Annotated in this window: 18 protein-coding genes and 1 tRNA gene; 6 read left to right on the top strand and 13 right to left on the bottom strand. The window is 61.4% G+C overall.

What is annotated here, in order from left to right:
* The first annotated feature begins 82 nt into the window (after positions 1-82).
* The 3 genes from BA011_RS23865 (at position 83) to BA011_RS23855 (ending at position 2,959) form a co-directional block, all read left to right on the top strand.
* A complete protein-coding gene (locus tag BA011_RS23865) occupies positions 83-1,135 on the top strand; it encodes a type III polyketide synthase (RefSeq protein WP_065282646.1) in 1,053 nt (350 codons plus the stop codon).
* Positions 1,132-1,635 (top strand): isoprenylcysteine carboxyl methyltransferase family protein, encoded by a 504-nt coding sequence (locus BA011_RS23860; RefSeq protein WP_065282250.1) that lies wholly within the window; start codon positions 1,132-1,134, stop codon positions 1,633-1,635. Before BA011_RS23865 ends, BA011_RS23860 begins: the two co-directional genes overlap by 4 nt.
* Positions 1,636-1,711: 76 nt before the next feature.
* Entirely contained in the window at positions 1,712-2,959 is a 1,248-nt protein-coding gene (locus BA011_RS23855; RefSeq protein ID WP_065282249.1) for an NAD(P)/FAD-dependent oxidoreductase, read from the top strand.
* Here the strand turns inward: BA011_RS23855 and BA011_RS23850 are convergent.
* The 8 genes from BA011_RS23850 to BA011_RS23815 form a co-directional block, all read right to left on the bottom strand.
* Positions 2,949-3,488, bottom strand: coding sequence for a gluconokinase (locus BA011_RS23850; protein WP_065282248.1), 540 nt, complete (start codon positions 3,486-3,488; stop codon positions 2,949-2,951). The genes BA011_RS23855 and BA011_RS23850 overlap by 11 nt on opposite strands.
* A gap of 27 nt (positions 3,489-3,515) precedes the next feature.
* Positions 3,516-4,469: a peptide ABC transporter ATP-binding protein gene (locus BA011_RS23845; protein ID WP_065282247.1), complete on the bottom strand. Its 954-nt coding sequence runs from the start codon at positions 4,467-4,469 to the stop codon at positions 3,516-3,518.
* Entirely contained in the window at positions 4,466-5,482 is a 1,017-nt protein-coding gene (locus BA011_RS23840; RefSeq protein WP_065282246.1) for an ABC transporter ATP-binding protein, read from the bottom strand. The genes BA011_RS23845 and BA011_RS23840 overlap by 4 nt, the downstream gene beginning before the upstream one ends.
* Entirely contained in the window at positions 5,482-6,372 is an 891-nt protein-coding gene (locus BA011_RS23835; protein WP_065282245.1) for an ABC transporter permease subunit, read from the bottom strand. Before BA011_RS23835 ends, BA011_RS23840 begins: the two co-directional genes overlap by 1 nt.
* 9 nt (positions 6,373-6,381) lie before the next feature.
* Positions 6,382-7,386 (bottom strand): ABC transporter permease subunit, encoded by a 1,005-nt coding sequence (locus BA011_RS23830; RefSeq protein WP_017959055.1) that lies wholly within the window; start codon positions 7,384-7,386, stop codon positions 6,382-6,384.
* 87 nt (positions 7,387-7,473) lie between these two features.
* Complete coding sequence (locus BA011_RS23825; RefSeq protein WP_065282244.1) at positions 7,474-9,069, bottom strand: ABC transporter substrate-binding protein; 1,596 nt, start codon at positions 9,067-9,069, stop codon at positions 7,474-7,476.
* A gap of 338 nt (positions 9,070-9,407) precedes the next feature.
* Positions 9,408-9,890 carry an iron-responsive transcriptional regulator RirA gene (rirA, locus tag BA011_RS23820; protein ID WP_065282243.1) on the bottom strand — a complete coding sequence of 161 codons (483 nt, stop codon included), beginning with the start codon at positions 9,888-9,890 and terminating at the stop codon, positions 9,408-9,410.
* 343 nt (positions 9,891-10,233) lie between these two features.
* Positions 10,234-11,730, bottom strand: coding sequence for a CoA-acylating methylmalonate-semialdehyde dehydrogenase (locus BA011_RS23815; RefSeq protein ID WP_065282242.1), 1,497 nt, complete (start codon positions 11,728-11,730; stop codon positions 10,234-10,236).
* Between the two features lie 194 nt (positions 11,731-11,924).
* Between BA011_RS23815 and BA011_RS23810 the strand changes: the two genes are divergently transcribed.
* Positions 11,925-12,239: a putative quinol monooxygenase gene (locus BA011_RS23810; protein WP_065282241.1), complete on the top strand. Its 315-nt coding sequence runs from the start codon at positions 11,925-11,927 to the stop codon at positions 12,237-12,239.
* Positions 12,236-13,117, top strand: coding sequence for a LysR family transcriptional regulator (locus BA011_RS23805; protein ID WP_020048530.1), 882 nt, complete (start codon positions 12,236-12,238; stop codon positions 13,115-13,117). Before BA011_RS23810 ends, BA011_RS23805 begins: the two co-directional genes overlap by 4 nt.
* Here BA011_RS23805 and BA011_RS44420 read toward each other — a convergent pair.
* From BA011_RS44420 to BA011_RS23790, 4 genes are all read right to left on the bottom strand, one after another.
* Complete coding sequence (locus tag BA011_RS44420) at positions 13,114-13,281, bottom strand: hypothetical protein (protein ID WP_017959047.1); 168 nt, start codon at positions 13,279-13,281, stop codon at positions 13,114-13,116. The two genes, BA011_RS23805 and BA011_RS44420, sit on opposite strands and share 4 nt — an antisense overlap.
* Positions 13,282-13,324: 43 nt before the next feature.
* A complete protein-coding gene (locus BA011_RS23800; RefSeq protein ID WP_065282240.1) occupies positions 13,325-13,762 on the bottom strand; it encodes a DUF4174 domain-containing protein in 438 nt (145 codons plus the stop codon).
* A 93-nt stretch (positions 13,763-13,855) separates the two neighbouring features.
* Positions 13,856-13,932, bottom strand: a tRNA-His gene (locus tag BA011_RS23795).
* Positions 13,933-14,062: 130 nt separating this feature from the next.
* Positions 14,063-14,512, bottom strand: a complete 450-nt coding sequence (locus tag BA011_RS23790; protein ID WP_003545621.1) for a phasin — start codon at positions 14,510-14,512, stop codon at positions 14,063-14,065.
* A 213-nt stretch (positions 14,513-14,725) separates the two neighbouring features.
* On the opposite strand from BA011_RS23790, the gene BA011_RS23785 reads away from it, so the two are divergent.
* Positions 14,726-18,589 carry an ATP-binding protein gene (locus BA011_RS23785; protein ID WP_065282239.1) on the top strand — a complete coding sequence of 1,288 codons (3,864 nt, stop codon included), beginning with the start codon at positions 14,726-14,728 and terminating at the stop codon, positions 18,587-18,589.
* A 215-nt stretch (positions 18,590-18,804) separates the two neighbouring features.
* Here BA011_RS23785 and BA011_RS23780 read toward each other — a convergent pair whose 3' ends face one another.
* Positions 18,805-20,757, bottom strand: coding sequence for an acetoacetate--CoA ligase (locus BA011_RS23780; protein WP_065282238.1), 1,953 nt, complete (start codon positions 20,755-20,757; stop codon positions 18,805-18,807).
* Positions 20,758-20,905 lie beyond the last annotated feature (148 nt).

Below are 20,905 nucleotides of genomic sequence, written 5' to 3'. Positions count from 1 at the left end.
ACCCTTTCGTGAAGCTTCAGAGCTGAATAATTTGGGCGTCCGCGTGTTTTCCTTCGTCCGCCGGAGGGACAAGGAGAATTCTGTGACCGACACCGTCAAACTCGTCAGCCTCGCCGTTGCCACACCCGAACATGTCATTTTCCAAAAACAGGCGGTCGAAGCCTCCGCCCGGCTGTTTGCCGACCGTTTCGAGGATTTCCGCCATCTTGCCCGTGTCTTCGATAGCGCCGGCATCGAAAAGCGCCATGCGGCGCGCCCGCTTGCCTGGTTCGACGAGCCGCATGGCTGGCAGGACCGGATGCAGGCCTTTGCAGAGGTGGCAGGCGGGCTTTTCGTCGAAGCTGCCACCTCTGCCCTTCGCCAGGCAGGGCTTGAGGCCAGCGATGTCGACTGTGTCGTGACCGTCTCCTCCACCGGTTTTACGACGCCGAGCCTCGATGCGCGGCTAGCTGGCCGGATGGGTTTCAGACCCGACATCGAACGCGTGCCGGTCTTCGGGCTCGGCTGTGCTGCCGGCGTGTCGGGCTTTGCGATCGCCTCAAGGCTGGCGCGGAGCCGGCCGGGCGCTGTTGTGCTTTTCGTCTCGATCGAGCTTTGCACGCTGGCCTTCCGGCTGGACGAGCTGACGCGCCCGAACATCATCGCAACAGCGCTTTTTGGCGACGGCGCGGCCGCCTGCGTGCTGCGATCAGGCGAAGGCGGGCTGGCGGAGGTGGAATCGACCGGCGAACATCTTTTTCCCGACACGCTCGATATCATGGGCTGGAAGATCGATGACGGCGGCTTCGGTATCGTGCTGGCGCAATCGCTGCCGCCCTTTGCCGAAAAGGAACTCGGCCCGGCGGTAAAGGCCATTCTGGCGCGAAACGGGCTGAGGGTGGAGGATATCGACCGCTTCATCTGCCATCCCGGCGGCACGAAGGTGCTGGCTGCGATGGAGAGCGCGCTTTCGATGGCACCGGGCACGTTGGATCACGAACGCGCCGTGCTTGCCGAATACGGCAACATGTCCTCGCCGACCATCCTCTTCGTGCTGGAGCGGGCGATCCGCGCCGGATTGCCGGCGCGCGCCGCGATGATCGCGATGGGACCGGGCTTTTCAGCCAGCTGCGTGACGCTCAGGAGGGTCGCGTGATGTGGCCGTCGATCGCCCTCCTTGCCTTCGTGACGCTGCAGCGGCTGGGAGAACTTGTGCTCGCCCGGCGCAACACGGCGGCGCTTCTTGCCAGAGGCGCCAGAGAGGTCGCACCCGAGCATTATCCCGTCATGGTGGCGCTGCATGCCGGCTGGATCATCGGCCTCTGGCTCACTGCACCAGGCAGGCCGGTCGCGCTCTTCTGGTTTCTGGTGTTCATGGGGCTGCAGGCGCTGCGGCTCTGGGTACTGGCGACGCTGAAAGGCCGCTGGACGACGCGTATCATCATCCTGCCCGGCGCGCCGCTCGTCAGATCCGGGCCCTATCGTTTCCTCCACCATCCGAACTATGCGATCGTCGTCGGCGAGATCGCCGCCCTTCCCCTCGCCTTCGGCCTGCCGCTTTACGCGATCGTCTTTTCCCTTCTCAACGCGCTTATCCTCCATGTCCGCGTGAAGGCTGAAAATGCCGCACTGAAAAGCGCAATGATTTTGAAATGAATGCGATTTTCCGTTTGCGTCGCGGTATCGGCCCGGGCATTTTCACCCCGACAAACAAAGCGGAATGCAAGCGGAAATGGCGAAAAACGCAATTGTGCTCGGCGCCGGCATCGTCGGGGTTTCCACGGCCATCCATCTTCAGCGGCGCGGCCGGCAGGTGACGCTGATCGACCGCAAAGATCCGGGTAACGAAACCTCCTTCGGCAATGCCGGCCTGATCCAGCGCGAAGGTGTAGCACCCTACGGTTTTCCCCAGCAGCTCGGCCTTTTGCTGCGTTATGCGCTGAATAACCGCATCGACGCGCATTATCACCTGCGCACGCTGCCGAGCCAGATCGCCTTTCTCGCCCGCTACTGGTGGAACTCCAATGCGCGACGCCACGCGATCATCACCCGGGCCTATGCGCCGCTGATCGAAAATTCGATCGTCGAACATAAGGATCTGATCGAAGCGTCGCAGGCCGAAGGGCTGATCCGCAAGGACGGCTGGATCAAGATTTTCCGCACTGAAGCCAAGCGCGACGGGGCCTTTGCAGAGGCAGCACTTTGGCAGAATGAATTCGGCGTGGAGTATGACAGCCTGACTCCGGCCGATATCGCCCGCATGGAACCGCATATGACCGGCGATTTCGCCGGCGGTATCCACTGGCGCGATCCCTGGTCGGTGCTCGACCCGCATGCGCTGACATCGGCCTATCGCCGCTATTTCGAGAGCCTTGGCGGCCGGTTCGTCACGGGGGATGCCGCCTCGCTCGGCCCGTTCGGCTCCGGCTGGAAGATCATGACGGCGGAAGGTCCGCTCGAAGCCGAGGATACGGTGATGGCGCTCGGCCCCTGGGCGGCCGTTGCGACGCGGCGGCTCGGCTATTCCTTCCCGCTCGGCGTCAAGCGCGGCTATCACATGCATTATGCCGCCGAGGGCAATGCCGTGCTCCACAACTGGACGCTCGATGCCGAACGCGGCTATCTGCTTGCGCCGATGAACCGCGGCATCCGGCTGACGACAGGGGCGGAGTTTGCAACGCTCGACGCGCCGAAGACGCCGGTCCAGCTCGACCGCGCGGAAGCCGTGGCGCGCACCATCTTCCCGCTCGGAGGCAGGCTCGATCCCGAACCCTGGATGGGCGCGCGCCCCTGCACGCCGGACATGATGCCTGTTATCGGCAAGGCGCCGCGCCATCAGGGCCTGTGGTTTGCCTTCGGCCATGCCCATCACGGGTTGACGCTCGGGCCGGTGACCGGCCGCGTGCTGGCCGAACTCATCACCGGCGAGACGCCGTTCATCGATATCGCGGCCTGTTCGCCGCAGCGTTTCAACCCGTGATGCCGAGAGAAGCGAGACCTTTGAGGGCCGTTGCCGCAATGCCTTCCACCGTGTCGTCGATATCGACGGTGACGACACCTTGCTCGCCTGTCGGCACCTCAAGTGTGGCCAGCTGGCTATCGAGCAGCGAGACCGGCATGAAATGTCCCTTGCGCTCGCCCATACGCTTCATCAGCAGCGCCCTGGAACCTTCGAGATAGACGAAGAACAAATTGCCACCGGCAGCAGCCCGTAACCTGTCGCGATAGAGGCGCTTCAGCGCCGAGCAGGAAACGATGATACCCTCGCTCTTTTCCAGCGAGGCCTTGATGTCTTCGCCGATGCGGTCGAGCCAGGGCATCCGGTCGTCATCGGTCAGCGGGATGCCCCTCGACATCTTCTCGACATTGGCGGCGGGATGAAGCGCATCACCTTCGACGAAGGCCAGGTGCAGCGCTTCGGCGAGTTTCTCGCCGACGGAGGATTTGCCGCAGCCGCTGACCCCCATGACGATGATCGCATGGGCTTTGTTCATCTGCTCATCCGGCATGTTTGCTCCTCAGGCTTATCTTCCCGCTCAGTCGAGCGGGAAATGACAGGCATATTGTTGTGCGCCTTCTCCCCTTAATTCGGGAGAAACCTGGCGACAATAGTCCTGCGCCTTCCAGCAGCGAGGGTTGAAGTGGCAGCCCGACGGCGGCTTCAAGGGCGACGGCAGTTCGCCCTGCAGGCGGATGCGGGTCTTCTCGCGCTCGGGATCGGCGATCGGGGTCGCCGACAACAAGGCGGCCGTATAGGGATGGCGCGGCCGGGCGAAGACTTCAGCGGCAGGGCCGGTTTCGATCGGGCGGCCGAGATACATGACCATCACCTCGTCGGCGATGTGATGGACGACCGAGAGACCGTGCGAGATGAAGAGATAGGCAAGGCCCATCTCCTTCTGCAGGTCCATCAGCAAGTTCAGCACCTGCGCCTGGATCGACAGATCAAGGGCTGAAACCGGCTCGTCGAGCACCAGCACTTTCGGCCGCAGCATCAGGGCGCGGGCAATGGCGATGCGCTGGCGCTGGCCGCCGGAAAACATATGGGGGTAACGGCCATGATGCTCCGGACGCAGACCGACGCGGGCCATCATCTCCTCCACCTTGCGGCGGCGGGCGGCCGCGTCGAGATCGGTGTTGATCTTCAGCGGCTCGTCAAGAATCGCGCCGACCTTCTGGCGCGGGTTGAGCGAGCCGTAAGGATTCTGGAAGACGATCTGCACCTGGCTGCGCAAGCTGCGGTCGCCGACACGCGCCGGCTTGCCGTCAATCAGCAATTCGCCGGACGTCGGATCCTCGATCATCGTGACCAGACGGGCGAGCGTCGACTTGCCACAGCCGGATTCGCCGACGACGGCGAGCGTCTTGCCGGAATGCAGGCTGAAGCTGACGCCGTTCAGCGCCTTGACGGTGGCGTCGGCTTTGAAGAGACCGCGGTTGACCGTGTAGAAACGGGCGAGATCCCTGCCCTCGAGAACAGCGCCCGTCATACCAGGTCTCCTGCAGTTTCAACGGCGATGACACCGGGATGCCCCAGCGGCTTACCGTCCTTCAACGGATAATTGCACAACGCCTGGCCGAGCTCCGGGCCCTGGCGCACGACGCCGCGATCGCATTCGACCGTGGCATAACCGCAGCGCGGCGCGAAGAGACAGCCCGTCGGGCGGCCGTGCTGGCCGGGAACGACGCCGGCGATCGAGGGCAGACGCTGGCCGACTTTGGCGCGTTCGGGGAGGGCTGCGAGCAGAGCTGCGGTATAGGGATGATGCGGATCGCGGAACAGTGCCCTTACCGGCTGTTCCTCGACCTTCTGGCCGGCATACTGCACCTGCACGCGCTCGGCGGTTTCGGCAACGACTCCCATGTCGTGGGTGATCAGCACCAGCGCCATGCCCTGCTCCTTCTGCAGGCGAACGAGCAGATCGAGGATCTGCGCCTGGATCGTGACGTCGAGCGCGGTCGTCGGCTCGTCGGCGATCAGGAGCTTCGGATTGCAGGCGAGCGCCATGGCGATCATGATGCGCTGGCTCATGCCGCCGGACATCTGATGCGGGAAGTTCGACAGGCGGTCTTCCGGAGCCGGAATGCCGACGAGGTTCAAGAGCTCGATAGAGCGTTGGCGGCGCTCCTTGCGGTTGAGGCCCATATGAAAGCGCAGGGTCTCGCCGAGCTGGAAACCGACCGTGAAGCACGGATTGAGGCTCGACATCGGCTCCTGGAAGATCATCGCCATGTCCTTGCCGATGATCCTGCGGCGCTGGCGGGCGGAGATGCCGCGCAGGTCCTTGCCGTCGAACTGCATCCGGTCGGCGGTGATCTTCGCCGTCCAGGGCAGAAGCCCCATCAGGGCCAGCATGGCAACGGATTTACCCGAGCCGGATTCGCCGACGACCGACAGAATCTCGCCCTTGTCGCAGGCAAGCGATACGCCGTCGACGGCGCGGAAGAGACCGGAAGAGGTCTGGAATTCGACCGTCAGATTTTCAATCTCGAGGAGTGGCATCACGACCTCTTCAGTTTGGGATCAAGCGCGTCGCGCAGGCCGTCACCCATCAGGTTGATGGCGAGAACGGTGATGAGGATGGCAAGACCCGGGAATGTCACCACCCACCAGGCGCGCGAGATGAACTCACGGGATTCGGCCAGCATCGTTCCCCATTCGGGCGTCGGCGGCTGAGCGCCCATGCCGAGAAAGCCAAGGGCGGCAGCATCGAGAATCGCCGCCGAGAAAGCGAGCGTCGCCTGAACGATCAATGGCCCAAGACAGTTCGGCAGGATCGTCTTGAACATCAACCGGAAGGTGCCGGCACCCGCGACACGCGAGGCGATAACATATTCCTTCTCGCGCTCTGAAATGACCGAGGCGCGCGTCAGCCGGACGAAATGCGGCTGGTTGACCAGCGAAATCGCGATCATCGCATTGGTCAGACCGGGTCCGAGCACGGCCACTAGCACGAGAGCCAGCAGCAGCGACGGGAAGGCCAGGATGATATCCATCAGGCGCATGATTGCCGTATCGATCTTGCCGCGGAAAAATCCGGCAACCAGGCCGATCAGGACGCCTGAAATGACCGAAAGTGTGACGACGACGACGCCGATGAAGAGCGAGAAGCGCGCGCCGTAAATCAGGCGCGAGAGGATATCGCGGCCAACGGCATCCGTTCCGAGCGGGTAGGAGGCGCTGCCCGCCTCCATCCAGAACGGTACGGCCAGCAGCACCTGGCGGTTCTGCTCGTTCGGCGCATGCGGCGCAAAGAGCGGCGCAAGGATTGCGACGACCAGGATGATGACGAAAACCACCAGGCCGATGACGGCGCCCTTGTTGCGGGAGAAATAATGCCAGAACTCCGCAAGAGCGGATGGCTGGCCGGTTTTGACGGTGACCGTGCTCATGGGCCGCTCCTAATGACGAATGCGCGGATTGATGAAGCCGTAGAGAACATCAACAATCAGATTGACCAGCATGATGACGCCGGCGATCAGCAAAAGGCCGCCCTGGACCACGGCGTAATCGCGCTTGAAGACCGAATCGACCATCCATTTGCCGATACCCGGCCAGGAGAAGATCGTCTCGGTGAGGATGGCGCCGGCAAGAAGAACGCCGATCTGCAGACCGATCGTGGTGATGACAGGGATCATGGCATTTCGCAGCGCGTGCACGCCGACGACACGCAACGGCTTCAAACCTTTCGAGCGCGCGGTGCGGACATAGTCCTCACCCAACACTTCGAGCATCGCTGAGCGCGTCTGGCGCGCGATGACGGCGAGCGGGATGGTTGCCAGCACGATGGTCGGCAGAATGAGGTAGCTGACGGCCGAGGCGAAGGCTCCCTTCTGGCCCGACAGCAGGCTGTCGACGAGCATGAATCCGGTGACCGGCTTGAAGAAATACATCAGCGAGATGCGGCCGGAAACCGGCGTCCAGCCGAGATAGCCGGAGAAGAAGATGATGAGCAGCAGACCCCACCAGAAAATCGGCATGGAATAACCGATGAGGGCAACACCCATCACGCTCTGATCGAACCACGTGCCTCGCTTGACGGCCGCAAAGACGCCGGCGGGCACGCCAAGACAGACGGCGATAATGATGGCACAGAGCGAAAGCTCCAGTGTTGCCGGGAACAATGTGAAGAACTCGCCGAGAACGGGCCGTTTGGTGACGATCGAGGTGCCGAGATCGCCTTGCAGCACTTTTCCGAGATAATCGAAATACTGCACATATATGGGCCGGTCGAAACCGAGATCGTGCATGATCTGGGCGTGACGTTCCGGCGCCATCACACGTTCACCCGACAAAAGCATGACGGGGTCGCCGGGGATCATGCGGATGAACGAGAAGGCTATCAGCGAAACGCCAAGGAATGTCGGGATCAGCACCGCGAGGCGGCCGATGAAAAAACGCAACATAGCAGGTTTTCCAATAGTTTCCGGCGGTCAGGGGAACCTGACCGCCGGCCGCACCCGGCGTTGACCGGGCAGTTTACAGATTTTTTATTATTCGGAAATGTCCACACCGTCGAAGCGGTGAATTCCGAGCGGGTCCATGAAGAAGCCCGAGACCTTCTTGCTCATCGGAACGAAGACCAATGAGTGGTTAATCGTATTCCAGGGAGCTTCCTTCTTGAAGATCAGCTGAGCCTGTTCATAGGCTTTCGTGCGCTCGGCGACGTCGGCCGTCTGCTTGGCCTTCGTCATCAGATCGTCGAATTCCTTGTTGCACCACTGAGCGCGGTTGTTGCCGCCGACAGCGTCGCAGCCAAGCAACGTATCCATGAAGTTGTCAGGGTCGCCATTGTCGCCGGTCCAGCCGAGGATGACGGCACCGTCGCGATTCTTGTCGGACGAGAGCTTCAGATATTCGGCCCATTCATGGGTGACGATTTCCGCACCGACGCCGACCTTGGCCAAGTCGGCCTGCATCAATTCTGCGGCGCGGCGCGCGTTCAACATGTACGGACGCGAAACCGGCATCGCCCAGATCTTCATCTTAAGGTCCTTGACGCCGGCATCTGCCAGCATCTTCTTCGACGCATCGGGATCGTACTTGTCGTCTACGACGGCATCGTTATAGGACCACATTGTCGGCGGGATCGGGTTCTTGGCAACGGCCGCTGCACCCTGGAAGACCGCGTCGACGATCGCCTGCTTGTTGATCGCCATGTTCAGCGCCTTGCGGACTTCGGCCTTGTCGAAGGGAGCAATCAAGGTGTTGTAAGCGAGATACGAAACGTTCAGGCCGGCCTGCTCGAGCACGGTCAGGTTTTCGTCCTTCTTGAGTTCGGCGACGTCGGCCGCATTCGGATAAGGAATGAGGTGGCATTCGCCGGCCTTCAGCTTCTGCGCGCGGACGGCAGCATCAGAGGTGATCGCGAAAACCAGATCGTCGATCTTTTCCTTGCCCTTGAAATAGGTTTCGTTCGCCTTGTAGCGGATAACGGCATCCGGCTGGTAGGCGACGAAGGTGAACGGGCCGGTGCCGAGCGGCTGCTGGTTGAGCTGCGCCATCTTGCCGTCGGCGGCGAGCTTGTCGGCATATTCCTTGGAGACGATCGAGGCGAAGTCCATGGCCAGGTCGGCGAGGAACGGCGCTTCGGGATGGTTGAGCGTGAACTTGACGGTGAGGTCATCGACCTTCTCGATCGACTTGATCAACTCCGGGAAGCCCATGCCGGCGGCGTATTCGTAGGAACCGCCCTCGACATACTTGTTCCACGGATTGTCAGCCTTGAGCTGGCGCTCGAACGAGAAGATGACGTCGTCGGCGTTGAAGTCGCGCGTCGGCGTGAAGAAGTCGGTGGTCTGGTACTTGACGCCCGGATGCAGCTTGAAGGTATACTCCTTGCCGTCGGCCGAAACGCTCCAGCTGTCAGCCAGGCCCGGCTCGATCTCGGTCCCGCCATGCTTGAATTCGACGAGGCGGCTATAGACCGTGCGCGACGACGCGTCGAAGGTCGTGCCTGCCGTATAGAGGCTGGGGTCGAAGCCTTCCGGCGAGCCCTCGGAGCAATAAACAAGGGTCTTGGACCAGGCCGACGTCGCCATGACGGAAATCAAGGCCGTCGCTGCCAGCAGGACAGAGATCTTTTTCATAATATTGTTTCCCGGTTGTTCTTTTTTGATGTTTGGAGACCGTAGATTGCCATCTCGGTCGACGCTCGATGGAACGATATTTATTTACTGAAAGCAACGGGCTACGCAGAAAATTTTTCCAGCTGGACAATTTTAGAAATTTTCCGTCAAAAATCAGCCTCATTCGGAAATATTCGCACAAAAAAGACCGAAAATTTGTCGCATTTGGTATAAAACCGCGCCAATCGCGACACGCAGCCGGCATTTCCCCGTTCCGGAGGCTATGGGAGATGCCCGCAAAAACAAAAACCGCGGTTGCTGGGGCAACCGCGGTTCAGAAGTTCATCCTGGTCTTTTGATCAGGCGGCGGGGGCAACGATCGCGGGTTTGCGATAGGCCGGCTCGCCGGTGATTCCGAGAAGGAAATTGATCTGCGGACGCGCCTTGACGAGGTCGTCAATGGAGTATTCCGCAAGCACGGCGAAGAAGGCGTTAAGCGCCTTGCGCAGCGCCGAATTCAAACCGCAGCTATCGACCAGCGGGCATTCGACCTCACCGTCGTCCTCGAAGCATTCGGCCATGGCGAAGTTGTCTTCCGTCACCCGAACGACGTCGAAAAGACTAATGTCGGCGGCCGGTTTGCCCAAGCGCACGCCGCCGTTGCGACCGCGCACCGTTTCGACCAGGCCCGCCTTGTTGAGCGGCTGGAGGATCTTGAAAAGAAAGAGCTCGGAAACGCCATAGGCCCTGGCGATTTCCGGAATCCGGCTCAAGTGCCCGTCGTTGGCAGCACAATACATCAACATGCGAACCGCATAGTTGGTCTGCTTCGTCAACCGCATGCCATTCTCCTGACTCGTCTGTTCAGACCTATATAGGCGGTTTGCTAGTTTTGAACAATTCCAAAATATGAAATTCGCATTCAGCTTATGAGGCCATTTGCCGCGACGTCAATCCCGCCTCAGGATCTCGAGTCATCGAGGATCGCCTGCTTGCGCTCGGGCGTGCCTTTGCGCACCAGTTTGACCTCGGCACTGGGGAAAAGCAGATGGTGAGCAGACCGCGCCCTTGTCTCGGGACATCCTCGACGCTGGGCCGATATCGCCGGCAATCACCATCACGAGGAAAAATTCGGGAGCCAAAAGGCCCCCGAATTACAGATTGCAGATTGGACTGTCGTGAAGATCACTTCATCGTCGGCATGACGAATTCGGCGCCGCTCTTGATGCCCGAGGGCCAGCGGGCGGTGACGGTCTTGGTCTTCGTCCAGAACTTGATCGAATCCGTGCCATGCTGGTTGAGGTCGCCGAAACTCGATGCCTTCCAGCCGCCGAAGGAGTGGTAGGCGAGCGGAACCGGGATCGGAACGTTGATGCCGATCATGCCGATGTTGATGCGCGAGGCGAAATCGCGGGCGGCATCGCCGTCACGGGTGTAGATGGCGACGCCGTTGCCATATTCGTGCTTCATCGGCAGAGACAGCGCCTCCTCATAGTTCTGGGCACGAACGACGGAGAGAACAGGCCCGAAGATCTCGGTCTTGTAGATATCCATCTCCGGCGTGACATGATCGAACAGGCAACCGCCGACGAAGTAGCCGTCTTCATAGCCCTGGAGTTTGAAATCGCGGCCGTCGACGATGAGCTTGGCGCCTTCCTCGATGCCGCGGTCGATCAACCCGCGAACACGGGTATAGGCTTCCTTGGTGACGAGCGGGCCCATATCGGCCTTGTCGTCGGTATAGGGGCCGATGCGCAGGGATTCGATCTTCGGCGTCAGCTTCTCGACCAGGCGGTTGGCGGTCTCTTCGCCGACCGGAACGGCAACCGAGATCGCCATGCAGCGCTCGCCGGCCGAACCGTAGCCTGCGCCCATCAGCGCGTTGACGGCCTGATCCAGGTCTGCATCCGGCATGATGATCATATGGTTCTTGGCGCCGCCGAAGCATTGGGCGCGTTTGCCGTTCATCGCCGCCGTGCCATAGACGTAGCGGGCAATCGGCGTAGAGCCGACGAAGGAGACGGCGCCGATATCGGGATCGGTGAGGATCGCGTCGACGGCACCCTTGTCGCCATTGACGACGTTGAGGATGCCGGCGGGCAGGCCGGCTTCGATCATCAGTTCGGCGAGACGGATCGGCAGGGAGGGATCGCGCTCGGAGGGCTTGAGGATAAAGGCGTTGCCGCAGGCGATCGCCGGCGCAAACATCCACATCGGGATCATGCCCGGGAAATTGAAGGGCGTAATGCCGGCGCCGATGCCGACCGGCTGGCGGATCGAATACATGTCGATCGCCGGCCCGGCGCCTTCGGTGAACTCGCCCTTGGCGAGATGGGGAATGCCGCAGACGAATTCGCAGACTTCGAGGCCGCGGATGACGTCGCCCTTGGCATCCTCGATCGTCTTGCCATGCTCCTTGGAGAGGATTTCGGCAAGCTCGTCCATGTGCTTGTTCAGGAGTTCGACGAACTTGAAGAAGACGCGGGCGCGGCGCTGCGGATTGGTGGCAGCCCATTTCGGCTGCGCAGCCTTGGCATTTTCGACAGCGGCGCGCAGTTCCTCGACGCTTGCGAGTGCGACCGTCGCCTGCACTTCGCCGGTTGCCGGATTGTAGACGTTGCTTACGCGGCCGCTGGTGCCGGCAACCTGCTTGCCGCCGATGAAATGACCGATCTCACGCATGGGTGTTCCTCCTGTTTTTGGATGGCCGACAATCGCACTTCAATTTGCACAAATCAATGCGCTGATATAAGCAACCGTTGTGCGCAAATTATAGCTCTATCGTTTCATCAGGCACTGCCGTTTGCTTCCAAACTTGGCACGGCACGCCAACAAGTCAAACGCCGACAAGTCAAACCCTGGGGGAGGTCAAACCGATGAGCCGGAAACCCGTCGTCAGAATGGCGGAGCTGGAGATCGATCCGGACCCGCTTGAAACGTATCGCATATTGCTTACGGAAGAAATCGAAGCATCCGTCGCGCTGGAAGACGGCGTGCTTTCCCTGAGCGCTGTTTCCATCAGGGACAACCCAAACCGGATCCGTATCCTTGAAGTCTACGCCGACCAGGGAGCATACGAGGCCCATCTGCGGACACCGCATTTCCTTAAGTACAAGAACCAGACGGCGCACATGGTGACATCGCTGACGCTTATCGAGGTCGATCCGATCGCAATGCGTGCCAAGCCATGAACTGGGACGATGTTCGTATTTTCCTCGCCGTCGCCCGCACCGGGCAGATCCTTGCCGCCTCGAAGCGGCTGGGGCTCAATCACGCCACGCTCTCGCGCCGACTGACTTCGCTCGAAGAGGCGCTGAAGACGCGGCTTTTCATCCGTCGCACGAATGGCTGCGAGCTGACGGCCGAAGGCGAAGTGTTCCTGGCATCCGCAGAGCGGATGGAAACGGAAATGCTCGCAGCACAGGCCAGTCTCGGCCACACAGATACGGCAATTGCCGGGACTGTGCGCGTCGGTGCGCCCGACGGCTTCGGTGTTTCTTTTCTTGCGCCGCGCATGGGCAGGTTGATCGAGCGCCATCCGGAACTGAAGATCCAGCTCGTGCCGGTTCCGCGCTCTTTCTCGCTCTCGCAGCGCGAGGCCGATATCGCCATCACGCTCGAGCGACCGGACCAAGGGCGGCTCGTTTCCTCGAAGCTGACGGATTACACGCTCGGCCTTTATGCCTCGCGAAATTATCTGGCGTCACAGGGAGCACCTGCCGATATCGACGCGCTCAAGGCCCATCGCCGCATCGGCTATGTCGAAGACCTGATCTTCACCGCGTCCCTGAATTTTTCCGGCGCAGTGATGCGGAGTTGGGATGCAGGCTTCGAGATTTCGACGGCGATCGGACAGACGGAGGCGGTGCGAACAGGCGCCGGCATCGGCATCCTGCATGATTATATCGCCAGGCAATATCCGGAACTCCAGCGCATTTTGCCGGAGGTTTCGATCCGGCGCGCCTATTGGACGACCTATCACGAAACCGCGCGCGACCTGCTACGCGTCAGGAGCGTCGCCGATTTTCTTCAGGAACTCGTCAGCGCCGAACGACACATCTTTCTCTAAGTCTCGAAAGTGTGTTTTGCCGGTTCGTCGTTCTCGTCGGGATTGGGAACCGGCGCTTCGTCGGGCAGCCGGTCAGGCTCCGGTTCCTTGATCGGAGGCTCTGGCTTCCAGCCGGGCCCGGGCATCGGCGGCTGGTCTGGAATGGGTTCGTTGGGCACGGACATGACCGCCTCCCTTTCATGATTTCCGTTTACGCGACGTTCGGGGTTATTTGTCCGGCTTCAGCGATTCGGCAGCACGCATCGGCATGCTGTCGATGATGGCGAAGAGCTCGCCATCGGCAATCGGCTCGCTGGCCTTGAGCTTCACGGTGCCGTCCTTGCCGAGCAGGAAAGCGGCGAATTCGCCGACCTCCGGCGCCTCGAGATCGCGGCGGATCGCTTCGCCGTCGAGGCCGCCAGCCGCACCGAAGATCGGTCGAACGCCGGCACCGGAAATCTTCAGCACCACCAGGTCACGCTCATCGAGGGCCGAGCGGTTGGCGAGCAGCTGATTTTCCTGCCGGGCGGCGCGGGAATTATCCCTGTCGGCGAATAGGATAAAGACGCGGTTCTTCCACTGGAACTGGGCGAGGCTTTCGACCGGCGCATAAGCGCTGTTGGTCTCGTCGATTTTCGTCGCGCCGTAGAGCAGGGTTTTCGACATGCATATTCTCCCGTTAACATGGAGAACGACCCGCTGCGACATGGGTTCCATCGAAACGACAGGAACCAAGTTTTCATTCTGATCGTGGGGAGATGGTACGGTTGGGGGGTCTCGAACCTCCGACCTCAGGTGCCACAAACCTGCGCTCTAACCAACTGAGCTACAACCGCATAAATCGCGCTTGGCGCGACGGGGGTCACATACGAGGACTTGGCGAGGAATTCAAGTCCCATTCCTCGTCAATATACAAAAAGGCTGGACGCGAGGTCCAGCCCTTTATCTCCGATCGGTAAAGACCGATCAGGCAACCTTGAAGGAAGCCATAGCCTTTTCGGCGGCGTCCTTGGAGGGCTTTGCGAGCTTTTCGGCCACCTGCTTGGTGGTTTCCTGTATCGACTTCGCCTGCTCGACGGTGAGTTCGGCCTGCTTGCGGATGAACGAGGTCTGCAGCTCGAAGAATTCGGCCGGGGACTTGACGCCGAGCAGCGCTTCGAAGTGCGACAGCGAGTTCTCGGAGTTGATGCGCAGGATGTCGATCGCCTTCAGGCCGATCTCGACCGAGCCGGCCTGTGCCGTCTGGACGGTGGCTTCGAGCGTCTTGCCGGCTTCCTCGCCAGCGGTCTTCAGCTTGGCATAGGCATCCTTCGACTGCTGAGCGCCCTTTTCGGCGAATTCACGGAAGGATTCCGTGAACTTGGACGGGTCGAAAGAAGCGATTGAAAAAACGTCGTCGGTCTTTATGGTAGCCATGGGTCGCATCCTTTGGGTTGAGGCAGCCGCTGCCTGCGTTAGTTGGATGATGCTTATATAAGACATTTCATTGTGCATTGCAACAATTATTGTGCAGTGCACAAGACGTTAACCTTTCCGGCCGAAAACCCCCTACTCTTCTGGACCGGCATGCGCCCCGCAGTTATTAATAAGCCGTTAATTTAAGAAGGCCGACAGCGACAAGGTTCGAACATGCCCGCAGTCCAATATCCGTTCATCGATATCGCCGTGCACGCACGGGTGCGGGAACGCTTTTCACGCGGCGAGGCCATGGTGCTGTTTTCAGCCGATCTTGCGCGCCTGCTCTGGGCGAACGGTGCGGGTGCGGAGCTTTTCGGCCATTCGGCAGTCTACGACCTGCTCGATCAGGGGGTCGACCGCGCCGACATCACCTTCCGCCAGCTGGAAACGGCGGCGCGCCAGCTGACCGATATCGGCGACAGCCGCAGCCTGATGATCCGCGTTGCCAAGGGCTTCCAGCGTGCGCAGGTGCAGGCGGCAGCCGAACTAATCCGGCTTTCCCAGGGCGAAAAGGCCATCCTGTTTTCGGTGCCGGTCTCGGCAAAGCCACTCGCGGCCGGTGCATCGGCGGCCCAGATGCTGCAGGGGCTTGATGATCCCGATACGCATATGGCGGTGATCGGTGCCAATGGCGAAGTCATCGCGGCTTCGCCGGGCTTTGCCTCGCTCGGAATCTCCGAGCAGACGGCAAAGACCTTGATTAACCTTGCCGGCGCGCATCCCGACCGATTGGTGAAGCGACCTGTCGCCACCGGCAGAGGCAATCTTCCGGCCGCGGTCGGCAAGCTCAGCGACGATCCGGCGCTCAATCTGCTCTTTGCGGTGGAGACCGCGATCGGTCATCTCGACCCTCTAGACGCGCCCGCGCTCGATCCAGTCGATGCGTCCACGCTCGAGCCGGTCGATGCGCCTGCACAGGAAGAAAGCCCGCCGCCGGCCGAAGTACTTCAGGACGAACCTGTCGCCGCTACAGGCTTCACCGAAATCATCGACGCGGTCTCGGGGATCGAAGAGGTCGAGGAGACGCTCGAGGAGATCGCCGGCGAAAACGAACAGCCCGCCGAGACAGCCGCGGCACCCGCAGAGGAGGCGATTGAAGAGACGCATCCTGACGCGGATGCGGAGCCGGAGAGCGACGGCGGCATGATCGATAGCAGCGCGGATGAGACCACCGAGCCCGCCGCGATCACTGAGGACGATTTGACCTCCATTGCGGAGACGGTGGAAACGGCAACGGCGGCGGAACCGCCTGTTGAGGCCAGCGAAACGCCTATTGAAGACACGCCGGAAGCGATCCACCAAGATCCAGCCATTGAAACGCCTGCTGTCCCCGATGCCACCCCTGCCCCTCAGCTTGAGGCTGAGCCCGGCTTCGTCTTCAGGCCAAACAGCCGCGCCACGCGCTTCGTCTGGAAGATCGACGCCGAAGGCCGGTTCAACGAAGTCAGCCACGAATTTGCCGAGGCCGTCGGTCCGCATGCGTCCGATATCATCGGCTCTGCCTTCGGCGATGTCGCCGCCCTCTTCAATCTCGATCCTGACGGCAAGCTTTCCGAGGCGCTCGCCCGCCGCGACACATGGTCGGGCAAGACGATCCTTTGGCCGGTCGAAGGCACCAGCCTCGTCGTTCCGGTCGATCTGGCGGCGCTGCCCACCTATACCCGCAACCGCGACTTCGATGGCTTCCGCGGCTTCGGCGTCGTCCGGCTTTCCGATGCACAGGAAGATCCGCTGGCGCTCGGCCTGACACTCGGCCCTGATGGTATCGGCCATAATGCAGCGAGCCTCGGCCCGGTTGCAGAGCCCGTCGCCGAAGTGGCAGATGAAGCGGAAGCCGCACCCCAAGAGGTCTCGGCCGAAATCATTGCAGCGGAAGAGATCGACGACCAAGCGTTTACGGCAGCCGAGCCGGAGTCCCCGGAGACCGAAGAGACAGGATCGGAAGAAATCACTGCCGAAGAGGCGATCGTGCAGACATCAGCGCCGGAGAATGCCGTAGAAGAACAGGCGGTCGGCGCCGACGAAACACCTGCCGCCGAGCCGGCAGCGGATGTTTCGGACGAGCCGCCGGCGCTTCGGATTTCAGAAACGCCCAATCGCCGTTTCTCCGACAAGATCGTTCAGCTCCACAACAGCGGCGCCGGACTGACGGCCGCCGAACAGGCCAATTTCCGCGAGATCGCCAAGCGCCTCGAAGCCTTCGGCGCCAGCAAGGACGAGCCTAGCAGCCCGGCGCCGGCGGAACCCGCCGTCACGGAAACGGCCGGCTTCGAAGAGGCCCTCGGACCCGAAGCGTTCGACGTCGAAACACCCACCACTGAGCAGGCGGACATACCGTCTGACGAGGAGATCGTGCCGCAGGAGGCGATTTTCGAGAATGCCGTCGAGGCGCGCGAAGACGATGGCGCCACAGAAGAGCCGAACGTTATATACGAGGACGAGGCAACGGAAGGGCTGGAGGAGACGGCCAGCCAGATCGAGGTTCTCACCAGCTTCATCCCGCCGCGCATCAAGATGACGGGCGGGCTGTCGGTGGGAACGGTCGACCAACTGCCTGTTGCCGTGCTGATCCATATCGGCGATGCGTTGATCCATGCCAATCCGGAATTCATGCGGTTGACGGGCTACGGCACGCTCGAGGCATTGCGCGAAGTGGGCGGCATCGAAGCCCTGCTGCAGCGCCGCGAACTCGAGGAGAATGCCGCAGGCTCCGGCACCATGATGCTCGTCAAGGCCGATGATACGCTGGCGCCGGTGACCGCGCGGCTGCAATCTGTGCGCTGGGAAGACGCCAACGCCCTGATGCTGGCGCTGATGCCGGTGGAAGGCAAGGAGGATGGCCGCGGCGACGCAAACCGCTCCGAGGGCCGTTCCGAAGGCCGCCCTGAGCGGATGGTCGAGAAGGTCGCTAAACTCCAGGTCGAAGTGGAAGAATTGCGCTCGATCCTGGAAACGGCGACCGACGGCGTCGTCGTCATCGGCACGGAGGGCGACATCCGCTCGATGAACCGGTCGGCCAGCGCGCTTTTCAATTACGACGAACAGGAAACGCGCGGCAAACCCTTCGTCATGCTATTTGCCCATGAGAGCCAGAAGGCAGTCATCGACTATCTGAACGGCCTCTCCGACCATGGCGTGGCAAGCGTGTTGAACGACGGGCGCGAAGTGATCGGCCGCGAGGCCGCTGGCGGCTTCGTACCGCTGTTCATGACGATGGGCCAGCTCACTTCCTCCAACGGCTATTGCGCCGTCATCCGCGATATCACCCAATGGAAGCGCACCGAGGACGAGCTGCGCAACGCCAAGGGTGCGGCCGAAACCGCCAACGCCCACAAGACCGATTTCCTCGCCCGCGTCAGCCACGAGATCCGCACGCCGCTCAACGCCATCATCGGCTTTTCCGACATGATGGCCGGCGAGCGCTTCGGGCCGATCGGCCATCCGCGTTATATCGAATATGCCAACGACATCGGCCGCTCCGGCCGGCATGTCCTCGATATCGTCAACGACCTGCTCGACATTTCGAAGATCGAGGCGGGCGAGATGGATCTCGATTTTGCCGCCGTCGGCCTCAACGAGGCAGTCTCCGAGGCTGTGGCTCTGGTACAGCCGCAGGCGAACGGCCAGCGCGTCATCATCCGCACGGCGCTGTCGCATGCGGTACCCGAGGTCGTGGCGGATCTGCGCTCGATCAAGCAGATCGCGCTCAACATCCTGTCGAACGCCATCCGCTTCACCCCGTCAGGCGGGCAGATCGTCGTTTCCACCTCCTATGAGGCGAATGGCAGCGTTGTCCTCAGGGTCCGCGATACCGGCATCGGCATGACGCGCGGCGAGCTCGACCAGGCGATGAAGCCGTTCAGGCAGGTCTCCTCGACCCAGTCGCGTCATCGCGGCGACGGCACCGGGCTCGGCCTGCCGTTGACCAAGGCGATGGTGGATGCCAACCGAGCGACCTTCTCGATCAATTCAGCGCCGAACGAGGGCACACTCGTCGAGATCACATTCCCGTCGCAACGCGTGCTGGCCGGTTGATAAAGAAAAGGCAGCCAAGAGGCCGCCTTTGAATTTGGTGCTGTTCAACAAGAGCTCAGTCGATCAACGTCATGTTTCGGAGGCCGGAAGGCCCCAGGCCGCATCGTTCATGTGCGGCCCCCAAGTTAGCTTCACCTTTGACAAACCTTTCTTAACGAAAGGTTTCCATGACAGGAAATTGATAAAGGGTGAAAGCTTGTAATCTACGATCGCTGTCAATCCTTCAGCTCGCTTAGCCCGGCGAAGAGCCCCAGCGCCTCTGGATTGGCAAGCGCTTCCTGGTTCTTCACCGGCCGGCCGTGAACGACCTCGCGCACGGCAAGCTCGACGATCTTGCCGGACTTGGTGCGGGGAATATCGGCAACCGCGATGATCTTCGCCGGCACGTGCCGCGGCGAGGCGCCGGTGCGGATGCGGGTCTTGATCGCCTTGACGAGATCCTCGGTCAGCGTCACATCCGGGGCAAGGCGGACGAAGAGGATGACGCGCACGTCGTCGTCCCAGTCCTGGCCGATGCAGAGCGCCTCGGCCACCTCCTCCATCTGCTCCACCTGATTGTAGATCTCGGCCGTGCCGATGCGAACACCGCCTGGATTGAGCGTCGCATCCGAGCGGCCGTGGATGACAAGGCCGCCATGCTCCGTCCATTCGGCGAAATCGCCGTGGCACCAGACATTGTCGAACCGGTCGAAATAGGCGGCGCGATATTTGGCGCCATCGGGGTCGTTCCAGAACATCACCGGCATCGAGGGGAAGGCCTTGGTGCAGACAAGCTCACCCTTCTCCCCACGCACCGGCTTGCCGTCATCGTTCCAGACGTCGACCGCAAGGCCGAGGCCGGCCCCCTGGATTTCGCCGCGCCAGACCGGCTGCAGCGGATTGCCGAGCACGAAGCAGGAGACGATATCGGTACCGCCTGAGATCGAGGCGAGCTGTACGTCTTCCTTGATGCCCTCGTAGACGAAGGTGAACCCTTCCGGCGACAGCGGCGAACCGGTGGAGGTCATCAGCCGCAGGCTGGAGAGATCGTGGCTGACGCGCGGCGTCAGCCCGCCCTTGCGCACCGCATCGATATATTTCGCCGAGGTGCCGAAGATGGCGAATTTTTCGGCCTCGGCATAGTCGAACAGCACGTTGCCATCGGGGGCGAAGGGCGAACCGTCGAACAGGCAGAGCGTCGCGCCGCTGGCGAGACCGCTGACCAGCCAGTTCCACATCATCCAGCCGCAGGTGGTGAAATAGAACAGCTTCTCGCCCGTCTGCAGGCCGCAATGCAGCCGCTGCTCCTTGAGATGCTGCAGCAGCGTGCCGCCGGCCGAATGCACGATGCATTTCGGCACGCCTGTCGTGCCCGACGAAAAGAGAATGTAGAGCGGGTGCGAAAAACCAAGCTGCGTGAACTCGACCTCCCTTGCCTCATAGGGCGCGACAAAGGCCTCAAGCGTTAAAGCCCCCGGCGTCTTACGCGCCACGGCCTCCGCATCGCCGGCGTAGTGGACGATGACTGTGGGCACACCCAGATTTTTTGCGACCGTCGCGACCTTGGCGCCGACATCCTGCAGCTTGCCGGAATACCAATAAGCATCGCAGGCAATGAACAGCTTCGGCTCAATCTGGCCGAAGCGGTCGAGCACACCCTGCTCGCCGAAATCAGGCGAACAGGACGACCAGATAGCGCCGATCGAGGCGGCGGCGAGCATGGCGGCGACGGTCTCCGGCATGTTCGGCATCATCGCGGCGATGCGGTCGCCTTCAGAGATGCCGAGTGCTGCGAAGGCCTGCTGCAGCTTCGAGACCAGCGCGCGCAGCCGGTCCCACGACCAGCGGTCCTCGGCCTTGTCCTCACCGCGGAAGATGATGGCATCGCCCTCCCCGCGGCCCGACAGAAGGTTCTCGGCGAAGTTCAGCGTCGCATCGGGAAAGAAGCGAGCCTCCAGCATGCGGTCGCCATTGGCTAACACCTCTGCGCCGCGCTCTCCCTTGACGCCGCAGAAATCCCAGACGGTCGACCAGAAATTCTCCCGCTCGGCCACCGACCATGCATGCAGATCCTCAAAGCCTGAAAGAGAAAGCCCGAAATCGGCATTGCAGCGCTCCATGAAGGCATGGATCGGGCTTTTTGCAACGGCATCCTCCGAGGGCACCCAAAGTGGTCTGTTATCTTGCATTCAATCCTCCTCCCCAATACCGCCCTTATATCATGCTGCATTGCGTTATAAAGTACGGAACCGGCGTGATCCGATGCCGTCAATTCAAAGGTTACAGCGTCCTTTGCGCGTCTGAAAAGACGTGCGGCGCTGTAAGAGATTTGCATAT

It is taken from the genome of Rhizobium leguminosarum, assembly GCF_001679785.1.
In the GTDB taxonomy this organism is placed as follows: domain Bacteria; phylum Pseudomonadota; class Alphaproteobacteria; order Rhizobiales; family Rhizobiaceae; genus Rhizobium; species Rhizobium leguminosarum_R.
Note: the sequence above shows the minus strand (reverse complement) of the source record. Positions and strands in the feature narration are given on the sequence as shown.